The following is a 20152-nucleotide window of genomic DNA, read 5'->3' as shown; positions in this document are numbered from 1 at the left end:
GCCGGGTTGCCGCGCCAGCGCAGTCGCGCAAGTCAGTGCAATACCCGCGGGATGCTGAGCGTGAACTCCGGGATCGGGGCGTCGAACTTGTGTCCGTCCGCCGCCATCATCTGGTAGCTGCCGCGCATCGTACCCACGCCGGTTGCGATTGCCGTTCCGCTCGTGTACTCGAAGCTCTCGTGCGGCTCGAGCAGCGGCTGGCTGCCCACCACGCCCAGCCCGCGCACTTCCTGCACCTTTTCGTTTGCGTCGGTGATGATCCAATGGCGGCTGACCAATTGCGCCGCAACCGTACCTGCGTTGGTGATGGTGATGGTGTATGCGAACACGTAGCGCCCGGCCGCTTCGTCGGACTGATTCGCCAGATAGGTCGTGCGCGCGTTCACGCGAATGTCGTACTTGCCGGGCTCACTCATCGAGGTATTGCACTCCAAATCGGAATCGATGGCAAGCCATCCCGCCCGTCCCGGGCGCCTGTCCGTAGCACCGACGAAGAGCCTCGCCGCACGGCGAACCGCAACGACGACGACCCTAGCGTCCTGAGTCCGAAATTCGCCGCGCAAAAGATGCCGAGAATCGACGCCATACATTGTCGCGAATCCTCGCCAGGTGTCCAACCTGGCTGTGGTGTCGCGTTCCGCGTCTGGCGCCGATTTCGACACTTTTGCCCGCTTGGCCTCAGGGCAGACGTTCGAGATTTCTGCGACGAACCTGGACTCAGGACGCTAGGTTAGAATCGGGCCATCATTCGCACGACCCCATTGTCTTTGGCGGCGAGTCTCTTCGGCGCAAGGACTGCCATGGCACGAACGTTTCGAATCGCACCGAGCATTCTCTCCGCCGACTTCGCGCATCTGGGCGACGAGGTCGAACGGGTGGTCGCGGCCGGCGCCGATATCATTCATTTCGACGTGATGGACAACCACTACGTGCCCAATCTGACGGTCGGTCCGGTCGTGTGCGCCGCCATTCGGCCGCTGGTCGAGGCGCCGATCGACGTGCATCTGATGGTGAAGCCGGTGGATCGTATCGTCCCCGATTTCGCCCACGCCGGTGCCAACGTCATATCCTTCCATCCGGAAGCTTCCGAGCATATCGACCGAACGCTCGCCTTGATCCGCAGCCACGGCTGCAAGGCGGGCCTGGTATTCAACCCGGCGACACCGCTCGTGTATCTCGATCACGTCATGGACAAGGTGGATCTGATTCTCATCATGTCGGTCAACCCCGGCTTCGGCGGCCAGCAGTTCATCCCTCAGGCGCTCGACAAGTTGCGCGAGGCGCGCCGGCGCATCGAGCGTAGCGGGCGCGACATCTGGCTGGAGGTCGACGGCGGCGTGAAGGTCGACAATATCGGCGAGATCGGGCTCGCCGGCGCCGACACCTTCGTCGCCGGCACGGCGATCTTCGGCGCCGACGACTACGCGGCCACTATCAGCGCGATGCGCGCGGAGCTCGATCGTGCGTGCGCCAGCGCAAGCGCGAGCGTCGGGCCGTGAGCGCGGTCGAATTTCCGCTCGCTGTCCGGGCTGTTGCCATCGACCTGGACGGCACCATGCTCGATACGATCGAGGATCTCTGTGCCGCGGTCAATCGCACCCTGGGCGAACTGCGGTTGCCGAAGCTCGAGCTCGAACTGGTGCGCACCTTCGTCGGCAAAGGCATCTCCAACCTGGTCGAGCGCTCCTTGCGCGCAGCGCTCGAAGCCGAGCCCGACCAGGCATTGGTGGCGAAAGCCATGCCGGTGTACGAGGCCAATTACGAGCGCGTGAACGGCGATACCACCACGATCTATCCGGGGGTGCGCGAGGGACTGGATGCGCTGACCCGGGCGGGCCTGCCGCTGGCCTGTATCACCAACAAGTCATCTCGCTTCACCGCGCCGTTGCTCGAGCGCATCGGATTCGCGCGTTATTTCCCGGTGGTCGTGTGCGGCGATACGCTGCCGCAGAAGAAACCCGATCCTCAGCCGCTCACGCACGCGGCCGCGCGCATGCAGGTGCAACCGGCGCAGATGCTGATGATCGGCGATTCGATCAACGACGCCCAGGCGGCGCGCGCCGCGGGCTGCCCGGTGTTTTGCGTCAGCTACGGCTATAACGAAGGCCACGATGTACGCTCCCTGGATGTGGATGCTATAGTGCCTTCTCTCATCGAAGCAGCGGCTCTCGTACGGAAGCTTCATTCATGATTCTCGGGACGGTGTCGGCAGGCGACGCGAGGCGATGGCGATGGTGCCATGGCTCGAACGTTGCCCGTGCGCACCCGCGGCCTTGCGGCCCGGGCGCTTGAACCGACACTTTCCGCGAGGATGCCATGACCGAGTCCGAATTCCGGGCGCTCGCCGCCCGGGGCTATAACCGCATTCCACTCACCGTCGAGACCTTCGCCGATCTCGATACGCCGCTTTCCGTCTATCTCAAGCTCGCCAACGCGCCGAACAGCTATCTGCTCGAATCGGTGCAGGGGGGCGAGCGCTTCGGCCGCTATTCGTTCATCGGCCTGCCGACCGGTAACCGGATCGAAGTGCGCGGGCGCGAATGCGTCGAGATCCGCGACGGCGAAGTCGTCGAGCGCCGCGAGCTCGACGATCCGCTCGAATTCGTCGCCGCCTATCGCAATCGCTTCAATGTGTTCGTGCCCGAAACCCTGCCCCGGTTCTGCGGCGGGCTGGTCGGTTGCTTCGGCTACGACTGCGTGCGCTACTTCGAGCGCAGGCTCGCCCAGACCCGCAAGCCGGACAGCGTGGACACGCCCGACATCGTGCTGCTCGCATCGACCGAGGTTGCGGTGGTCGACAATCTCAAGGGCAAGCTTTATTTCATCGTCTACGTCGATCCGGCGCAGCCCGATGCCTACGAACGCGGACGCGCGCGGCTGGCCGAGCTGGTGCACAAGCTGCGCCAGCCCGTTGCGATTCCCGCCGAGCGGCCTCGACCGCCAGCCGATCCGAGCAGCGAATTCGCGCGCGCAGGATTCATCGCCGCGGTGGAGCGGGCCAAGCGCTACATCGTCGACGGCGACATCATGCAGGTGGTGCTCTCGCAGCGCATGAGCCAGCCGTTCGACGCCTCGCCGCTCGCGCTCTACCGGGCGTTGCGCGCGCTCAATCCGTCTCCCTACATGTTCTACCTGGACTTCGGCGGCTACCAGATCGTGGGCGCCTCGCCGGAGATCCTGGTGCGGCTCGAAGGCGACACCGTGACGGTACGGCCGATCGCCGGCACCCGCCCGCGCGGCGCCACGCGTGAAGAGGATGCACGCCTCGCCGCCGACCTGCTCGCGGATCCGAAGGAACGCGCCGAGCACGTCATGCTGATGGACCTGGGACGCAACGACGTGGGGCGCATCGCCCAGCTCGGCACCGTGCACGTGACCGAGAACATGGGCATCGAGCACTATTCGCACGTCATGCACATCGTGTCCAACGTCGAAGGGAAGCTGCGACCCGGGATGAGCGCGATGGACGTGCTGCGGGCGTCGTTTCCCGCCGGGACGGTGTCGGGTGCGCCGAAGGTGCGGGCGATGGAGATCATCGACGAGCTGGAGCCGAGCAAACGCGGCATCTATGCCGGCGCCGTGGGCTACTTGAGCTTCTCGGGCGACATGGATGTGGCGATCGCGATCCGCACCGGGCTGGTGAAGGATGGGCGGCTGCTGGTGCAGGCAGGCGCTGGCATCGTCGCCGATTCGGTCGCCGAAAGCGAATGGACCGAGACCGAGAACAAGGCGCGGGCGCTGCTGCGCGCGGCCGAGATGGCGCAAAGCGGGCTCGATACGCGTTTCGATTGAGCCCGGGGATTACGTTCCGGTAGTGCTTGGCCAAGAGCAGGAACCCCCGGCTTTGTCGGGTACGGTTACTCCTGGCGGAGTTGCGACTTCCGAAGGTGGGTCGGCCTCGGTTATTTCGCGCGCATGATGGGCTTGATCGTCCGGGTCCAGCGCTCGATCTCGGAATCGACCAGTTCGGCCAGCTTTTGCGGCGTGCCCCCCACCGCTTCCGCACCGACTGCTTGCATCCGCTGCCGCGTGGCCGGAAGCGCGAGCGCCTTGTTAATCTCGGCGTTGAGCCGTTGGATGATCGCCGCAGGCGTTGCGGCAGGCGCGAAGGTGCCCAGCCAAAGCGAAATATCGATCGGCTTTCCGGTTGTCTCGGCAATCGTCGGGATACCCGGCAGCGAGGCGAGCCGTTTGCCGCTGCTGAATGGCGCGTCGAGGTCGACGCCTGAACATGGAGAACGACATGAACATCACCATACTCGACGACTATCACGATACGGTGCGCACCCTCGATTGCTATCGCATGCTCGACGGCCACCAGATGACCATCTGGAACGATCACGTGCAGGAGGTCGACCGGCTGGCTGAGCGGCTGCAAGACACCGAAGTGCTGGTGCTCATCCGCGAGCGCACGCAGATCCGCCGGCCGCTCATCGAGCGGCTGCCGCGGCTGCGGCTCATCAGCCAGCGCAGCGTCTGGCCGCATATCGATATCGAGGCGTGTACCGAACGCGGCGTGCTGGTTTGCTCGAACATGCATGCGGGCACGCCGTCGTACGCGACCGCGGAGCTGACCTGGGCGCTCGTCCTTGCTGCCATGCGCCAGATTCCGCAGCAGATGGCATCGCTGCGCGCGGGCAACTGGCAATGCGGCGTCGGGCGCACGGTGCGTGGCAAGACGCTCGGCATCTACGGCTGGGGACGCATCGGCGGCGCGGTGGCCGGATACGCGCGCGCCTTCGGCATGAAGGTGCTCGTCTGGGCGCGAGAAGCTTCGCGCGAGCGGGCGAGCAAGGAAGGCTGGGACGTCGCCGCGAGCAAGGAGGAGTTTTTCGAGCACTGCGACATCGTCTCGCTGCACATGCGGCTGGTCGATGCGACCCGCGGCATCGTCACCGAAGAAGACCTGCGGCGCATGAAACCGGACGCGCTCATCGTCAATACCAGCCGCGCCGGCCTCATCGGGCCCGGGGCGCTCGCGTCAGCCCTGCGCTCGGGGCGGCCCGGGATGGCCGCCATGGATGTCTTCGACCAGGAGCCGGTGCGCGACCCGAGCCATCCGCTGCTTACCACGGACAACGTGGTATGCACACCGCATATCGGCTACGTCACCCGCGACGAAATGGAAGTCGCCTTCCGCGACATTTTTCAGCAGGTGCTCGCCTATATCGACGGCGAGCCGATCCACATGGTCAATCCGGATGTCCGGGCGCGACCATAGCGAATGGGGCGATGTACTAGCTGGGAAACAGCGCGGCGATACGCTTCTGCACGTTCTCGGCCGCCGCCTTGGGATCGGGAGCGTTACGAATCGGCCTGCCGACGACGATGTAATCGGCGCCATTGCGAAACGCTTCATCGACATCGACCGTGCGCTTCTGATCATCGACGTTTTTGACGGGACGAATTCCGGGGGTGACGATGACGAACTTGTCGCCGCAGTGGTCGCGAAGACCGGGGGCTTCCAATCCTGACGAAACCACGCCGTCACATCCGATCTGCAATGCCCGGCGAGCTCGCGACAGCACCAAGGTAACAGCGTCACACTGAAATCCGAGGTCCTTCAAGTCGCCGTCGTCCAGGCTCGTAAGCACGGTCACCGCCAGTATTTGCATGTCGCCTTTGACCTCGACGGCGGCCTCGAGCATTGCGTCGTTGGCGTGAACCGTAACGAACGTTATGGCGTGCTTGCTGGCCTGACGCACAGCTGCCTTGACGGTTTCCGGAACATCGAAGAACTTGCCATCCAGCATGACTTTCTTGTTGCTGCGTACGAGAAAGTCGACGACTTCCAGGTAACGGCCCCCGATGATCAACTCGAGACCGACCTTGTAGAAGGCGACCGAGTCGCCAAGCCGGGCCACGAGAGCCATGGCTTCTTCGTTGGTCGGAACATCGAGCGGGAAGATCAGCCGATCGCGCGGGACGATGGATTTTTTCGAGAGCAAAGTCTCCGGGGACGAGGTTGCCATTGTCTTCAGTGCAAGGTTTGCGCGCGGCGACCTTTGTTTCCCTTCGGGTTGGCGAGCCGAAACTCGTGCCGGGGGCGATGACGGAAAGCCGGGCAAATGCTATCACAGGTGGTCGGAACTGCTGTCTCGTCTCTGTTCTACTGCTCGGGATTGTGCTGAAGCGTTTCAATGTTTGCCCCCCATCGCGCCGCATGAGTCTGTCACGAGTCTTCGATAGGGGCGGCGGCCGCCCGGCTTGCCGCGGGCAACTTGGATTGCGCGCAGGTTGTCTGGATAATTGACCTCCTTGGCCGGGCATATGCGCGGGCACCATGGCGCTTGTTCGCAGTCAGAGTGTGGTATGGGCAAACGGGTGACGACGACATGCTGCTGATGCTCGACAACTACGATTAGCGTCCATCGAACTCCACCGTGTTCCACGGTGGTTGTGTAGTTCATTGACGGTAAACAGTTATTGTTCTTTCGTGTTCTGACAGCAGCTAGCCCAATCTGCCGCATTTGTGTATATTTTGGTGTATATCGGCCTTCAAGAAAGGTGATATACACAGATGGCCATGCACCTGCTCTCGGCCCGCAGCAACGCCCTGGTGGTCGACCATAGGCTCACCCAAGCCAGCGGCACCGCAAGACCGTTGGTGCGGACAAGGCCTACGACAGCGCCGACTTCATCGAAGCCTGCCGTGAGCTGGGCATCACCCCGCACGTTGCTCAAAACACCACCCGCCGCGCCAGTGCCATTGATCAGCGCACCACGCGCCACCCCGGCTACGAGATCAGCCAGGTGGTGCGCAAGCTCATCGAGACGATCTTCGGGATGCTAAGCAACACGGGGACGCTGCGCCAGGTGAAGCAGCGCGGGCTGGATCGGGCGCAGCAAGTATTTGCCTTGGCCATGACAGTGGTCAACTTGCGTCGACTGCCCAAACTGATGGCTTCCTCCGGATGAACCACACGGCAGGTGCGCCCGATGTATGCCCAGCAACGCCGAACCACCGTTTCGAGGACTGCCAAAACGGCAGACTGAAGCGTTGGACACGCCGATTCGTGTTATCGCGAAGCGTCATATGGCCACTTCAGTGCTCATCCAACAGTACTTTTCAACGCACTGCTAAGTTGCTGTGCGGGCGATTCCAGCTGAAACTCAAGCGTAGAGCGCATCGAGAATCGTGCTGTCGATCCAGCGTGCGAGCTGGAACCAGAAGTCCACGAAGAACAGCGCGAATTCCACGCAGCTCATCGCCACCGATGAATGGAAGCGCGACATGGAGAAGAATTTCTGGAGCGAGTTCTATCTCGACAGTCACGATTCCGAAGCTTTCCTCGAGAAGGAGCAAGCGACGCTGCGCGCGCTGCTCACCGATCTGGGGCTCGCGAAATAGCGGCTGATACCAGCCATACATGCGTGCCGCCCGTGCCAGGCCATATCATGACCGCAGCCCGGGCGCTATCGGGGCGACGGGTAGTCGGATCACGAGGACCACTATGCCATTCGTGCGTCGCGACAAGGAGCCGGACCTCCATTACGAGATCGACGACTACACGGACCCGTGGGCGAATGCGCCTTACATCCTGCTCCAGCATGGATTCGGGCGCTCGTCGAAGTTCTGGTATCGATGCGTGCCCTACCTGGCGCGCTTTTACAGGGTCATCCGCCCCGACTTGCGCGGATTCGGTCAGTCAGCTCCCAGCACCGACCCGCCGGACGAGTTTACGATTGAAACTGCGGTTCGCGACTTTGAGGCTGTGCTCGATGCCGTAGGCGTCGAATCGGTACATTACTGCGGCGAATCGCTCGGCGGAATTCTCGGCATGGTGATCGCGGCAGAGCGGCCGAAGCGCGTGCGCACCCTCACGCTCATCTCGTCCCGGGTGAAGCTCAACCAGGCTTCCCAGGAGCGGTACCGCTTCGGGCAGGAGTCCTGGGAAGACGCGCTCGTGAAGCTCGGGGCGCGCGGCTACTCGGAAGCGAAGAACACCAGCGATCGCTTTGGCCCGGGCACCGACCCGGGGCTGATGAAGTGGTTCGTGCAGCAGCAGGGCAGTTCACGCATCGAGTCGCTGGTGGCTGTGCAGCGCCTGGCCCGGACCATCGACACGACGCCGTATCTCCCACGGATCGAGGCGCCGGTGCTGACGATCTACCCCTCGAAGGGACCGATCACGACGCCCGACCAGGAGGATCTGCTTCGCAGGCACGTGCGCAATCTTCGCCTTGCCCATCTTCCCTCCGAATATCACAACCTTCATCTTACGCAACCTGCCGCTTGCGCGATGCACCTTCTGCACTTCGTCGCCGAGCACGACGGAATCGCGTGTTGGGAGCCGTGATGTTTCGAACGAGCACAATGCTTGTCGTTCTGCTGAGTGCCGCCATCGCGTTGGCGAATGGCGCTGCCGCAACGGACAGTTTTCCTTCACAGCCGATCCGTCTCATATCGCCGTTCGCCGCCGGCGGCGGCAACGACACGATCTCGCGCGCGCTCGCGCAAGCGATGGCCCGCAACCTCGGCCAGGGCGTCGTGGTGGAGAACAGACCCGGAGCGAACACGATCATCGGTATGGAGTACCTCGCGAAGTCCTCGCCCGATGGTTACTCGCTGATCATGACCAGCAGTTCGCTGGCACTGAATGCAGCGCTGTACCCCAAGCTGCCGTATGACTCCGCGCGTGCTTTTGCACCCGTTGCGCTCGTTGCGTCGTCGCCGCTCATCGTAGTCGTCCATCCTTCGCTGCCGGTGAAGTCGGTAAGGGACCTCATAGCGATCGCCAAGGCAAAGCCCGGACAGTTGTTTTACCCGGTGTCCGGCGTCGGAAATATCTCGCACCTCGCCGGCGAGCTCTTCAATCTGCTCGCCGGCGTGAAGCTCGTGTCCGTTCCATATAAGGGGTCCGGACCCGGATTGAACGATTTGCTGGGTGGGCGCTTGTTTGTCGGATTCAACTCCGCGCTCTCGACGCTGCCGCACATAAGATCCGGCCGGCTGCGCGGAATCGCCGTGACAGCGGCCGCACGCTCGCCGGGCCTGCCCGATCTGCCGACGGTCGCGGAGTCCGGTGTTCCCGGGTATGAAGCAACCACCTGGTACGGCGTGCTCGCGCCCGCCGGAACTCCAAAGCGCGTCGTGCATCGATTGAGCAGCGAGATTGGCAGAGCGCTCGAATCCGCGGAAGTCAACGCGACGCTGACCGCTCAAGGCCTCGACCTCGCCGGCAGCACACCGGAACAGTTCGCGACCTTTATCAGCAGCGAGATGGTCAAGTGGGAAGAGGTCGTCAAGGCGACTGGCATCGCGCTGCAGCAGGGCCGTGCGCAACGCGATGCACCAAAAGCCTTGGCTCCAGAGCCGCATGGAGCGGCTCGTCATGGGACTCATGAGCCGGATTCACGGGACAGCACACCTCGGCGCCACCGCATGGGCCGGCTCGCCGCAAAGCAGGATTCACGCGTGTACGAAGAAGGCGATCGCCAATTGGATAGCTTAAGATCGAAATATTCCGAGGACGCGCAGCCCATGACCTTGTTAGATGCCTGGCATTATCGAAGCGCTTGCCTCGAGCGCGTAAGGCCTTAACCCAAGGAATTGCCCTCATGCCCTTCGTTCATCGCCCAGGTCAGCCGGACATCCACTACGCGCTGGACGACTTCACCGATCCTTGGCGCAACGCACCTTACCTTTTCCTTCAGCACGGCTTCGGACGCAGTGGCCGCTTCTGGTACAGCTGGGTGCCCTATCTTGCGCGCTGGTTCAAGATCGTGCGTCCGGACGTGCGCGGACTCGGCCAGTCAAGTGCCGGGTTCGATCTAGAGCGCGAGTTCACCCTGGAGAATTGCATTTCGGATCTGGTCGCGATCATCGATCATCTCGGAGCCGAATCGGTTCACTACTGTGGCGAATCGATGGGCGGCATCCTGGGCATGGTTTTGGCTGGGACTCATGCGAGCCAGATTCGAACGCTGACGCTGGTTTCCACGCCAGTGCATCTGAACGAAAATACCAGAAACACGTATGCGCTCGGCCATGGGTCCGAATCCGAGGCGCAGAAGGCCATCGGCATGAAGGCCTGGGTTGCCGCGACGAATCGCACCACGCGCTTTCCGCCCGACGCAGATCCGCAGTTGCTTGAATGGTACGAGCAGGAATTCGCCCGCAACGATCCGGAAGTGCAGCGGGCGATGAGCCGTGTGATGCACGCCGCGAGTGTGTTGCCGTACCTTGCGCGCATCGAGGCGCCCGTTTTAGGGCTTTATCCGTCCGCCGGACCCATCACTACCGAGGAGCAGCAAGCCATGTTGCGCACGCATATCCGCCGCCTCACGTTGATTCACCTCAGGTCCGAATTCCATAAGATCCAACTCATGTTCCCACGGACCTGCGCCACACACCTGCTGCACTTCGCGGCGGCGCACGACGGATTTGCCTGCCACGAGGCGTAATCATGGGCACATCGATGTGCGCGTTCCGACGCTTCGCTTCCGCGGGAGCGGCGCTTGCCAATGCGAGCGTGCTTTTCGTGAGCACGGCTGGCTTGCTGGCGAGCATGAGCCATATCACCTGCGCGGCTACGCCGACCCAGACGCAGAACTATCCGGCGCGGCCGACTCGTCTCATCATCCCGTACCCGCCCGGTGGACCTCGTGACATCCAGGCGCGCCTGCTCGGGCCGCGTCTAAGCGAGGTCTGGGGCCAGTCGCTCGTGATCGACAACCGTGCTGGGGCGAGCGGGATCATCGGAACGGCTCTGGCCGCTAAAGCGCAGCCCGACGGCTACACGCTGGTGATGATCTCGTCGGGGTTTGCGACGGCGCCGAGTCTGTATGCAAAGGTGCCCTTCGATCCGCTCCGCGACTTCACGGCGGTCGCGCCGCTCACCTCCGGACCGGGGCTACTGATCGTGAACGACGCGCTGCCGGTGCGATCGGTGAAGGAGCTGATCGCGTACGCGCATGCCCATCCCGGTCAGCTCAACTATGGTTCGGCGGGCAACGGCGTCCCCAGCCATCTTTCGGTGGAGCTGTTCAAGATGATGACAGGGACATCGCTCACGCACGTTCCTTACAAAGGCATGGCGCCTGCCATCAATGATCTCCTGGGCGGTCAAATCCAGGTAAGCCTGCCGACCATTCCGGCTGCATTGCCGCACGTGCAAGCCGGGCGCGTACGCGCACTCGGCGTCAGCGGGGTCAAACGTTCTCCGGCCGCGCCGCAGGTTCCCGCGATCGCTGAAGCCGGCATTCCGGGCTACGTGTCGACCAACTGGTATGGGATTGTGGCGCCGGCGGGGACGCCTTCTGCGATCGTCAGCAAGCTCAACGGTGAGATCACGCGCACGCTCACGCTGCCCGAGGTGCGAACGAAGCTGCTCGCTGTCGGCATGGAGGTCCAGACGGGATCGCCCACGGCGTTCGAGGCTTTCCTCGCCGCCGAAGTAGCGAAGTGGGCCAAGGTGGTGAAGGCAACAGGCGTACGTCTCGACTAACTAGCGAGTCGCGCTCCATGGACTCGAGCAGGATCCCACTTTAAGTGAACCTGCACGCGGTGACGGAGTGCAAAGCAGGCCGGACGAGATCAGGACGCACCGTTGCGCGCTTTAGCTCCGCGAGGGGCCGGACCTGAGTGCGGTTGAGCGCCGAGATGCTGTTTGCACCCACGTGAAGTACCGTGTTCGCCATCTCCCGATTGAAGTATTCGATTACGCCCTGAATTCCGCCCGGTCGGCCCACCGTCAGCCCACTTGGGCCGCCTGATGGCGACCGATCGGCCCAAGCGCCACGGCCGTCCACGTCCATGCCGCGACGGATGCCGCTGTCCATGATAATCGGCAGGGCACCCTGCACGGGATCGGCGATCGGCGGCAGCAGGGAATTGACCTGCCCCCGAAATTTCTGACCCGTTGTTATTTGAGGATGGCATCCTGTCCTGTCAGCGCAGCTACGCCGGCCACGGCGGCATGACGTAACGGCGACGTTTGCCGAAAGCTCGATAGGAGCGGGAATGCGCAACGTGCTCTCGCCTGGGCTCCCGCGTTCACGGGTTTCGAACGGGTACATTCGTAGCCTTTGCGTGCCACGGGCAGCGAGCGCAAAATGGGCCGTCATCCGTTCTTGCGAATGATCCATGGATCACGATGGAGGAGGAGACTCGTGACGTTGAACAACTATCGAAGTCGCTGGCGCTCGCGCGGCACCGTCTTGCTGTCCGCACTCGCGCTCGGCACCGCGGGCGCGGCGCTCGCTCAAGACTACCCGACCAAGCCGATCCGGTTCCTCGTCGGCGTCGCGCCCGGCGGCGGCACGGATTTCATGGCGCGGCTCGTCGCCCAGAAGCTCAACGAAGCGTGGGGGCAGCCGGTCGTGGTCGACAACCGGATCGGCGCCACGGGCCTCATCGCGATGGAGATGCTGGCCAAGTCGGCGCCCGACGGCTATACGGTGATCGTCTTCAACGTCGGACACATGATGTCGGCCCATCTCGCACGCAAGGTGAGCTTCGATCCGGTGAAGGATTTCGCGCCGGTGAGCCTCATGGCGAACGGGACGAGTATGCTGGGCCTGCATCCTTCGATTCCGGCGCGCAGCGTGCGCGAGTTCGTGGCGCACGCCAAGGCGCATCCGGGCAAGCTCAGCTACGCTTCCGGCGGCATCGGGGGCATTCAGCACCTGGCGACGGAACTGCTCAAGCGCGAGGCGGGCATCGACGTCGTCCACGTGCCGTACAAGGGCAGCGGCCCGGGTACCGTGGCCCTGCTGAGCGGACAGGTCCAGATGTTCCTCACCAACGCGTTGGCGCTGCTGCCGCACACCAAGAGCGGCAAGGTGAACGGACTCGCGGTGACCGGCGACAAGCGAATGAAGGCCGCACCGGACATCCCCACCTTCGCCGAGGCCGGCTATCCCACGGTGGACATCAGCCTGTGGCAGGGCATGTTCGCACCCGCAGGCACCCCGAACGCGGTCATCGACAAGCTGAGCAGCACGATCGCGGCCCAGGTTCGAACACCGGAGGTCACGCGCGTGCTGGAAGCGCAGGGCGCCGAGCCCGCAGGTTCGACGGCAGCCGAATTCGGGCGCTTCGTGCAGAAGGAGCGTGAACGCTGGCTCCAGGTCGTGCGTGACGCGAAGATCACAGCCAACTGAAGGAGGCGGCATGAGTCAGCACGGTTCGTCCGCCGCACCGCAGACCCTCGTCGAGAAGATCTGGAACCGCCACGTCGTGGCGGAAGACGGCGGCGAACTGCTGCTGCACGTCGATCGCGCCTTCATCCACGAAGGGGCTTCGCACGCGTTCGACAAGCTTAAGGAAGAAGGCCGCACCATCGCGCGGCCGCGGCAGGTGTTCGCCTTCACCGATCATTACGTGCCGACCACCGGGCGCGACAAAGGGATCGAAGGCATCGCGAACCTCGACATCCGCAACATGGTGCTCCAGCTGCAGGCCAACGCGGCCAGGCACGGCATCACCCTTTTCGGGATCGACGATCCGCGTCAGGGCATCCTGCACATCGTGCCGCCGGAGCAGGGCATCACGCAGCCGGGCCTGCTGATCTGCGGGGCGGACTCGCACACCGCGACCCATGGCGCGTTCGGGTGCATCGCGTTCGGGATCGGCGCTTCGGAAATGACGCACGTGATGGCGACCCAGGCCATCTGGCAACGACGGCAGAAGTCCATGCGCATCACGATCGACGGCCAGGTAGGCTTCGGGGTCTCTCCCAAGGACATCATTCTCGCCATCATCGCGAAGATCGGCGTCGACGGCGGTACCGGGCATATCGTCGAATATGCGGGCAGCACCATCCGGAACATGAGCATGGAAGGCCGCATGACGATCTGCAACATGTCGATTGAGGCCGGTGCGCGCGCCGGGATGGTCGCGCCGGACGAAACGACTTTCGCGTACTTGCATGGCCGCCCCTATGCGCCGAAAGGGCAGCAGTGGGAGGCCGCGATGGCGCTCTGGAAGACGCTGCCCTCCGACGAAGGCGCACGCTTCGACCACGAAGTTGCGCTGAGTGCGCCCGAGATTGCGCCGATGGTGACGTGGGGTACCAACCCCGCGCAGGGCGGGCCGGTGACCGGCGTGGTTCCCGATCCGCGCGATGTCGCGGATGCAATCGTGGCGCAGGAGGTCGCGTCGGCCATCGAGTATCAAGGGCTGACGCCCGGCATGGCGCTCTCCGACATCCAGGTGGACAAAGTGTTCATCGGCTCGTGCACCAATAGCCGCATCGAGGACATCCGAGCTGCGGCCGAAGTGGCGAACCTCGGCAATGCCGTCGTGCCCGCGTGGGTGGTGCCGGGCTCGCAGCTCGTCAAGCGTCAGGCGGAGCAGGAAGGTCTAGATGCTGTCTTCAAGAGCGCCGGCTTCGAATGGCGCGAGCCGGGCTGCTCGCTGTGCACCGCGATCAACGGCGATCAATTGCGCCCCGGAGAACGTTGCGCTTCCACCTCGAACCGCAACTTCAAGGGGCGGCAAGGCACCGGCGGACGCACTCATCTGGTCAGCCCCGCGATGGCCGCGGCCGCGGCGATCAAGGGGCGCTTGACGGATGTGCGCGACCTGCTGAAGAACGCTTAGCCGCAAACGTACACTGCTGAGCTCGGCCGGATTTGCATCGTCGTCGATCTCGACATGTTCGACGCCGATCGGAAAAGGACGTTTGCATGAATTCCTTCACCAGCATTACCGCCATTGCCGTGCCGATCGACGAACCGAACGTCGATACCAATCAGCTGTGCCCGACGCGATTCAATAAAGTGCCGCGCGGTCCGGCGTATGCGAGCATTCTCTTTCACGACCGGCGCTTCAATGCCGACGGCAGCGAGAAGGAGCACATCCTGAACGCCGAGCCGTTCAATCGCGCGCAGATAATCGTGGCCGATCGCAACTGGGGCAGCGGGTCGTCGCGGGAAAGCGCGGTCTACGCGCTCTACGAGTTCGGCATCCGCTGCGTGATCGCACCGAGCTTCGCGGACATCCATCTCAACAACTGCTACAAGAACGGCTTGCTGCCGGTGGTGCTCGGCGAAGCCGAGTGCGAGTCGATGCGTCGGCAGCTGCGCGATCATCCGGGGGCGACGATCAGCGTCGATCTTGGCGCCCAGACGGTGACCGACCAGCAGGGAAAGGTCCACCGCTTCGAAATCCATGCCGTGCGAAAGAAATCCCTGCTGGAAGGGCTGGACGACATCGCGCGCACCCTGCAATACAAGGCGGCTTTCGAAGCATTCGAGGCCGAGTACCGGATGGAGCGGCCATGGCTCTACGCGTGAGGCGCCGCGCAGGACGAAGCGCGCGCTTGGGCAGCTTGCGCGCTGCGCCGGACGCACCGAGGATGAGGTGACCATGAGCGCCCCCAAACCATCGAGCTTGCATGGCAATCGTTACAGCGGGATCGAAGTCCGGCCTCTGGATGCTGCGCTGGGCGCGGAAGTGCGCTGCGGCGACCTCAGGCAGGCAAGCGATGCGCAGTTCGCGCAGATCAGGCAGGCATGGCTCGACCATCTGGTCCTCGTCTTTCGCGGACAGTCGCTGTCCGACGAGGATTTGATCGCGCTCGGCCGCCGCTTCGGAGACCTTGATGGAACGATTCAACACCGGACCTGGTATGGTGAATCGTAAGGTCATCGCAATTCGTCATTCCCGCGTAATCGGGAATGACGAATACGAACTCACTCGAATGAACTCACTCGAGCCTCACCACACTCGCATTCGCGCCCTCGATCGACTTACTGCGCCGGCCATTTGATCACCTTGGCCGGCGTGCCGTGCATCGTCGTCTGCACGTCGGCGGCCGGCAGGTAGGCCGCCGCGTACTTGCGGATGATGCTGGCATTCTGCGCATAGGTGCCGCGGTTCTTGCCCATTGTCTGGGCCTGGTCCGAGGCCCACATGAGGGGTTCGGCGCCGTAGGCCGCGTGCACGCGCCTGATCAGCGGATGCAGGTCCTCGTACTCGGGCGGCTCGCTGCCCGAGTCCAGCGGCAACGACGACACCTTCACATGTACGTTGGGAAAGCGCGCAAAGGATCCCATGGCCTGCACCTAGCACTCGCGATCCTTCCCGGGGGTGGCCCAGGTGAAGTGGTCGATGATGTGGTACTCGGCCGCTGCAGCCTGCGCGCACGCCGGGCTGCGATCGGGCGCGACGCCGGCCGGAGAGATCACGGCCCGCCCGGTCGAGACGCCGGCTTCATCCATCAGTTCGAGCATGCGCTCGGTCTCGTTGGGCAAGTTCTCAACACGGTAGCGTACACTCGTAGACGCTTCTCCTTCATTGCGCACCCGCACGACGCTGCGGCGCGAGCCGCGCATGCGGCTGCCTGCGATACCACTCGATGATGTCCGATCCGGTCGCAAGCCAGATCTGGCTGCGCTGCGTCATGTGCGCCACGATCTCCTCCAGCGCCTTGATCCGGTACGGCTGGCCCACGCACCAGGGATGGAGGCGAAACGCCAGCAGCAACCCGGTGTCCGCCGCGTCGTCGTACATGACATCGAACGCCTCCTTCACCATCTCGACCCAGCGCGGAAGAAGGAGCTTGCGATTGAAGTGGCCGATCGTGTCGCCGATCTCGATCATGCAAGGCAGGGCGTACAGCTCGCCGCAGGCCGTCCGGATCGGGTAAGGCTGCTCGTCGTTGGGAAAGTCGCAGCAGTAGCGGATGCCGGATTCGGCCAGGATCGAGGGCGTACGCACCGATTGCGAGTGCTCCGGACCGAGCCAGCCGGCGGGCGGTTTGCCCGTCGCCTTGCGCAGCGCTTCGATGCTGTGCGCGATGAGAGCGCGCTCCTGCGGCTCCGACATGAGGCTCGTGATCGCTTGCCGTTGCGTGACGCCGTGGCCGATCGGCTCCCACCCGCGCTCGAGGCACGCATCGACGAGCCATGGATAGTTTTCGGCGGTATGCGCATCCATCGGCACGGTGGCCTTGACGCCGTATCGGTCCAGCACCTCCATCATGCGGAAGATTCCGATCCGGTGGCCGTATTCGCGAAAGGTGACGGACACGTAATCCGGGTACGGATTTAGGCTGTGCGGGGGCATGTGCGTGGGCGGGTCGAAAGCGCCCGCAGGGGGAGCCCACTCGTAGTGGCCGAGCTCGACCAGAATGCACACTGCGAGGCGCGCGCCGTCTGGCCATTGCAGTGCGGGACGTCGCCCGATCGGCGACCAGTCCCAGTAGTCCTGATCCATGCCGTAATCGAAACGGATCGGCATTATCGACTCCGCTCGCGGGCCCGCTGCGCGCGCTCCGCCTGCAGCCGCCGGATGTGCGCGACGGCGTCGTCGTAATGATGCGCGATGTAGTGCTCCGCGATCTCGTCCGCGGTCGCCTGCCACACGCCATCGTGGCTCATCACGTAGTCGAGGATGCGCTCGAGATGGCGGATCCGGTAAGGGTAGCCCGAGCACCACGGGTGCACCGGCAGGCAGAGCACCATGCCGTTGTCCGCACCTTCGGCGTACAGCCGGTCGAAGGCATCGCGAACCATGTCGAACAGGGTGTCGAGCTCCCATGGACGGTTGCGGGAAGTCATCACCGAATCGTTCAGCTCGGCACCGTAAGGGATCGAGACGAGCTTCCCGCGCACAACGTTGATGGGCGTCGGCTGGTCGTCGTGGAAGTAATCGGCGTGATAGATGATTCCCTCCTCGGCGAGGATATCGGGCAGCTCGGCGGAGGCGCGGCTCAGGACGTTAAAACCCTTGAGCTGCTTTCCCGTCGTGCGCTTGAGGAACGCGATCGAGTCACGGACGAAGGCGCGCTGTTCGGCGGGCGTCATGCCTTTCGGCGCGGCACGCGTGTTGTAGACGCCGTGGCAGCAGAAGTCCCAGCTCCGTTCCACCATGGCATCGCGCTCCTCGGGAAAATGGTCGAGCACTGCGAGGTTGATGTTCACGGTGCAGCGGATCGAGTACTTGTCCAGCGCCTTGAGCATCCGCCAGAACCCGACCCGGTTGCCGTAGTCGCGCCGCACGGCGACGGGAATGTTGGGTGCGGGGAAGTCCGGGTTGTCGTGGCCGCGCGGCTCCCGCGCCGTGCCCTGTGGCGGCAGGTATTCGTAGTGCTCGACGTTCGGGACGACCCAGAATGCGATGCGCGCATTGCCGGGCCAGCGGATGCGCGGGCGATCGTTGAGCGGGAGATAGTCGATCCTGCGGTCCAGCGCAATCATCCGCTCACTCCAGCTTCACGCCTGCAGTCTGCACCACCTTGGACCAGCGCTTGATCTCGCGCTCCATATAATCGCGAAATTCCTGAGCAGTGCCGCCCACCGGATCCAGTCCCTGTGCCTTCAATCGATCGGCAAGATCGGTCGCTTTCAACGCGTTCACGAGTGCTTGGTGCAGCTTTCCGACGATGGCCTCCGAAGTCCCCGCCGGAGCGAGGAGTCCGTACCATGCTTCCGCCTGATACCCGGGGATGGTTTCGGCGATCGTCGGGACATCAAGGCGGGGATTGCGCATGTTGCTCGATACGGCGATGGCCCGCAGCTTGCCGGCCTTTACATGAGTGATCAGCGACGACATGTCGTTGATCATGAAATCGATCTGTCCTCCCCTGAGAGCAACGAGCGCCGGCCCGGATCCCTTGTAGGGCACATGGGTGGTCTTCACACCCGCCATCATGTCGAACATCTCCACGGTCAGGTGATTCGAGCTGCCGGTTCCGGCCGAGCCGTAATCGAGCTTTCCCGGCTGCGCCTTGGCAAGGGCAATGAAATCCGCCACCGTCTTGACCGGCAGCGCCGGGTGAACCACCAGAACGAAGGGCGTGGTCGCGATCAACGAGATGGGCGCGAAATCGCGCAGCGGATCGTAGCCGAGCTTGGGATACAGGCTCGGGGCGGCGCCGTGCGTGCTGGACGCCGCCATGGACAGGGTGTAGCCGTCGGCTGGTGCACGAGCGGCTGCTTCGGAGCCGATAGTGCCGCCGGCTCCCGCGCGATTGTCGACGATGAACGTCTGGCCGAGAGCCTCGCCGAGCTTCTGAGCCGTCGCCCGCGCGACGATGTCCGTGCCTCCGCCCGGCGGGAAAGGAACGATGATGCGTACGGTTCGGTTCGGATAGTCCTGAGCATGGCTTGCCAACGCGATACCCAAAGCCGCCCCGCATGCTGCCCAGCGCACTCGCGTCATCCGAATCCTCCTGCAGAGCTGCCGTTTCACTGGATCCGTGCGCCCGAAACCTGGATGGTCTTGCCCCATTTCGCCAGCTCGGACTTCACGTACTCGCCGAACTGCTCGGGCGTGCGCTCGACCGGCTCGATGGCGAGCGCCACGTAACGCTCCTTCATCTGCGGGCTCCGCATGATCTTCTGGATCTCTGCGTGCAGCCGCTGGACGATCGCGCGCGGCGTGCCGGCCGGCGCGAGCACGCCGTACCAGCCGGCGAGCTCGTAGCCGGGAACGGTCTCGGCGATTGCCGGAATGTCGGGCAGCAACGGCGAGCGCTTTGCCGTCGTCACCCCCAGCGCGCGCAACTTGCCGGACTTGATGTACGGCGCGAACGGCGGCATGTCGGAGAAGAGAAGCTGGACCTGCCCGGCAAGCAGATCCGGCAAGGCGGGCCCGACGCCCTTGTACGGCACGTGCAGCATGTCGATCTTGGCCAGGTACTTCAGGTACTCGGCGCACAGGTGCAGCGAGCTGCCGTTGCCGGACGAGGCGTACACGATCTCGCCCGGGCGCGCGCGTGCAAGCGCCACGAGCTCCTTGACGTTGCGCGCGGGCAGCGACGGATGCGCGGCCAGCACGATCGATGCGCTCGCCACCTGCGCCACAGGCGCGAAGTCGCGCACGATATTGAACGAAAGGTTCGGATAGAGCCCGGGACTCACCGCGGTCGAGCTGGTCGAGCCGAACACAAAGGTGTATCCATCGGGGGCCGAACGGGCGCCTGCCTCGGTGCCGATCGTGCCACCCGCCCCCGTGCGGTTCTCGACCACGAACTGTGTTCCGAGCGCTTCGCTCAGACGCTGCGCGTACAGGCGCGCGATGATGTCGGTCGTGCCGCCAGTGCTGAACGGGACGATGAGCCGTATCGGCTTGGATGGCCAGTCTTGCGCCGACGCGTGAGGGGACGATGCGATGAGCGCGGCGCACGTCGCCACGACGAAGGCGCGGATCATATGCTCTCCTTTTTTGTCCGAGGCAATCTTGAAGAGGCCACTGCGA

At 63.8% G+C, this 20152-nt stretch carries 22 protein-coding genes and 1 pseudogene; 13 read left to right on the top strand and 10 right to left on the bottom strand.

The window, feature by feature from the left end; genetic code table 11:
- Window positions 1-32: 32 nt before the first annotated feature.
- Window positions 33-416 carry a Co2+/Mg2+ efflux protein ApaG gene (apaG, locus tag GEV05_05130; GenBank protein ID MPZ42785.1) on the bottom strand — a complete coding sequence of 128 codons (384 nt, stop codon included), beginning with the start codon at window positions 414-416 and terminating at the stop codon, window positions 33-35.
- Window positions 417-800: 384 nt separating this feature from the next.
- Between apaG and GEV05_05125 the strand changes: the two genes are divergently transcribed.
- From GEV05_05125 to GEV05_05115, 3 genes are all read left to right on the top strand, one after another.
- On the top strand, window positions 801-1499 hold the full coding sequence (locus GEV05_05125) for a ribulose-phosphate 3-epimerase (GenBank protein ID MPZ42784.1): 699 nt from the start codon (window positions 801-803) through the stop codon (window positions 1497-1499).
- Window positions 1500-1555: 56 nt separating this feature from the next.
- The gene (locus GEV05_05120) at window positions 1556-2191 is read left to right on the top strand and encodes a phosphoglycolate phosphatase (GenBank protein ID MPZ42783.1); all 636 of its coding nucleotides are present in this window, start codon (window positions 1556-1558) and stop codon (window positions 2189-2191) included.
- Window positions 2192-2316: 125 nt separating this feature from the next.
- Window positions 2317-3792: an anthranilate synthase component I gene (locus GEV05_05115; GenBank protein ID MPZ42782.1), complete on the top strand. Its 1476-nt coding sequence runs from the start codon at window positions 2317-2319 to the stop codon at window positions 3790-3792.
- Window positions 3793-3902: 110 nt separating this feature from the next.
- Here the strand turns inward: GEV05_05115 and GEV05_05110 are convergent, their stop codons facing one another.
- Window positions 3903-4178: a hypothetical protein gene (locus GEV05_05110; protein ID MPZ42781.1), complete on the bottom strand. Its 276-nt coding sequence runs from the start codon at window positions 4176-4178 to the stop codon at window positions 3903-3905.
- A gap of 65 nt (window positions 4179-4243) precedes the next feature.
- Between GEV05_05110 and GEV05_05105 the strand changes: the two genes are divergently transcribed.
- On the top strand, window positions 4244-5221 hold the full coding sequence (locus tag GEV05_05105) for a D-2-hydroxyacid dehydrogenase family protein (GenBank protein ID MPZ42780.1): 978 nt from the start codon (window positions 4244-4246) through the stop codon (window positions 5219-5221).
- A gap of 16 nt (window positions 5222-5237) precedes the next feature.
- Here the strand turns inward: GEV05_05105 and pyrF are convergent, their stop codons facing one another.
- Entirely contained in the window at window positions 5238-5972 is a 735-nt protein-coding gene (gene pyrF, locus GEV05_05100; GenBank protein MPZ42779.1) for an orotidine-5'-phosphate decarboxylase, read from the bottom strand.
- Window positions 5973-6639: 667 nt separating this feature from the next.
- Between pyrF and GEV05_05095 the strand changes: the two genes are divergently transcribed.
- On the top strand, window positions 6640-6918 hold the full coding sequence (locus tag GEV05_05095; GenBank protein ID MPZ42778.1) for a hypothetical protein: 279 nt from the start codon (window positions 6640-6642) through the stop codon (window positions 6916-6918).
- Between the two features lie 166 nt (window positions 6919-7084).
- Here the strand turns inward: GEV05_05095 and GEV05_05090 are convergent.
- Window positions 7085-7221: pseudogene (locus tag GEV05_05090) on the bottom strand (conjugal transfer protein TraG).
- Between the two features lie 149 nt (window positions 7222-7370).
- On the opposite strand from GEV05_05090, the gene GEV05_05085 reads away from it, so the two are divergent.
- From GEV05_05085 to GEV05_05070, 4 genes are read left to right on the top strand one after another with little or no spacing between them, the layout of a single operon-like run.
- The gene (locus GEV05_05085; protein ID MPZ42777.1) at window positions 7371-8300 is read left to right on the top strand and encodes an alpha/beta fold hydrolase; all 930 of its coding nucleotides are present in this window, start codon (window positions 7371-7373) and stop codon (window positions 8298-8300) included.
- Window positions 8285-9544, top strand: a complete 1260-nt coding sequence (locus GEV05_05080; protein MPZ42776.1) for a tripartite tricarboxylate transporter substrate binding protein — start codon at window positions 8285-8287, stop codon at window positions 9542-9544. Before GEV05_05085 ends, GEV05_05080 begins: the two co-directional genes overlap by 16 nt.
- A 17-nt stretch (window positions 9545-9561) precedes the next feature.
- Window positions 9562-10407: an alpha/beta fold hydrolase gene (locus tag GEV05_05075; protein ID MPZ42775.1), complete on the top strand. Its 846-nt coding sequence runs from the start codon at window positions 9562-9564 to the stop codon at window positions 10405-10407.
- Between the two features lie 2 nt (window positions 10408-10409).
- The gene (locus GEV05_05070; protein ID MPZ42774.1) at window positions 10410-11450 is read left to right on the top strand and encodes a tripartite tricarboxylate transporter substrate binding protein; all 1041 of its coding nucleotides are present in this window, start codon (window positions 10410-10412) and stop codon (window positions 11448-11450) included.
- A gap of 40 nt (window positions 11451-11490) precedes the next feature.
- Here the strand turns inward: GEV05_05070 and GEV05_05065 are convergent, their stop codons facing one another.
- A complete protein-coding gene (locus tag GEV05_05065) occupies window positions 11491-12090 on the bottom strand; it encodes a hypothetical protein (GenBank protein MPZ42773.1) in 600 nt (199 codons plus the stop codon).
- Here GEV05_05065 and GEV05_05060 point away from each other — a divergent pair.
- The 4 genes from GEV05_05060 to GEV05_05045 all read left to right on the top strand — a co-directional run bounded on the left by GEV05_05060 (window position 12058) and on the right by GEV05_05045 (window position 15592).
- Window positions 12058-13107 carry a tripartite tricarboxylate transporter substrate binding protein gene (locus GEV05_05060; GenBank protein ID MPZ42772.1) on the top strand — a complete coding sequence of 350 codons (1050 nt, stop codon included), beginning with the start codon at window positions 12058-12060 and terminating at the stop codon, window positions 13105-13107. The genes GEV05_05065 and GEV05_05060 overlap by 33 nt on opposite strands.
- A gap of 10 nt (window positions 13108-13117) precedes the next feature.
- A complete protein-coding gene (gene leuC / locus GEV05_05055; protein ID MPZ42771.1) occupies window positions 13118-14548 on the top strand; it encodes a 3-isopropylmalate dehydratase large subunit in 1431 nt (476 codons plus the stop codon).
- A gap of 86 nt (window positions 14549-14634) precedes the next feature.
- Window positions 14635-15243, top strand: a complete 609-nt coding sequence (gene leuD, locus GEV05_05050) for a 3-isopropylmalate dehydratase small subunit (GenBank protein MPZ42770.1) — start codon at window positions 14635-14637, stop codon at window positions 15241-15243.
- A 73-nt stretch (window positions 15244-15316) separates the two neighbouring features.
- Window positions 15317-15592: a hypothetical protein gene (locus GEV05_05045; protein MPZ42769.1), complete on the top strand. Its 276-nt coding sequence runs from the start codon at window positions 15317-15319 to the stop codon at window positions 15590-15592.
- A 107-nt stretch (window positions 15593-15699) separates the two neighbouring features.
- Here the strand turns inward: GEV05_05045 and GEV05_05040 are convergent, their stop codons facing one another.
- From GEV05_05040 to GEV05_05020, 5 genes are all read right to left on the bottom strand, one after another.
- Entirely contained in the window at window positions 15700-16005 is a 306-nt protein-coding gene (locus tag GEV05_05040; protein MPZ42768.1) for an amidohydrolase family protein, read from the bottom strand.
- Window positions 16006-16243: 238 nt separating this feature from the next.
- Window positions 16244-17491 (bottom strand): polysaccharide deacetylase family protein, encoded by a 1248-nt coding sequence (locus GEV05_05035; protein ID MPZ42767.1) that lies wholly within the window; start codon window positions 17489-17491, stop codon window positions 16244-16246.
- Complete coding sequence (locus GEV05_05030; GenBank protein ID MPZ42766.1) at window positions 17191-18150, bottom strand: polysaccharide deacetylase family protein; 960 nt, start codon at window positions 18148-18150, stop codon at window positions 17191-17193. The genes GEV05_05035 and GEV05_05030 overlap by 301 nt, the downstream gene beginning before the upstream one ends.
- Window positions 18151-18154: 4 nt before the next feature.
- On the bottom strand, window positions 18155-19114 hold the full coding sequence (locus GEV05_05025) for a tripartite tricarboxylate transporter substrate binding protein (GenBank protein MPZ42765.1): 960 nt from the start codon (window positions 19112-19114) through the stop codon (window positions 18155-18157).
- A gap of 26 nt (window positions 19115-19140) precedes the next feature.
- The gene (locus GEV05_05020; protein MPZ42764.1) at window positions 19141-20106 is read right to left on the bottom strand and encodes a tripartite tricarboxylate transporter substrate binding protein; all 966 of its coding nucleotides are present in this window, start codon (window positions 20104-20106) and stop codon (window positions 19141-19143) included.
- Between the last annotated feature and the right edge of the window lie 46 nt (window positions 20107-20152).

Source organism: Betaproteobacteria bacterium, from assembly GCA_009377585.1.
Lineage (GTDB): Bacteria > Pseudomonadota > Gammaproteobacteria > Burkholderiales > WYBJ01 > WYBJ01.
The sequence above is the reverse complement of the archived record's forward strand: the minus strand, read 5'-3'. Positions and strand labels throughout refer to the sequence as shown.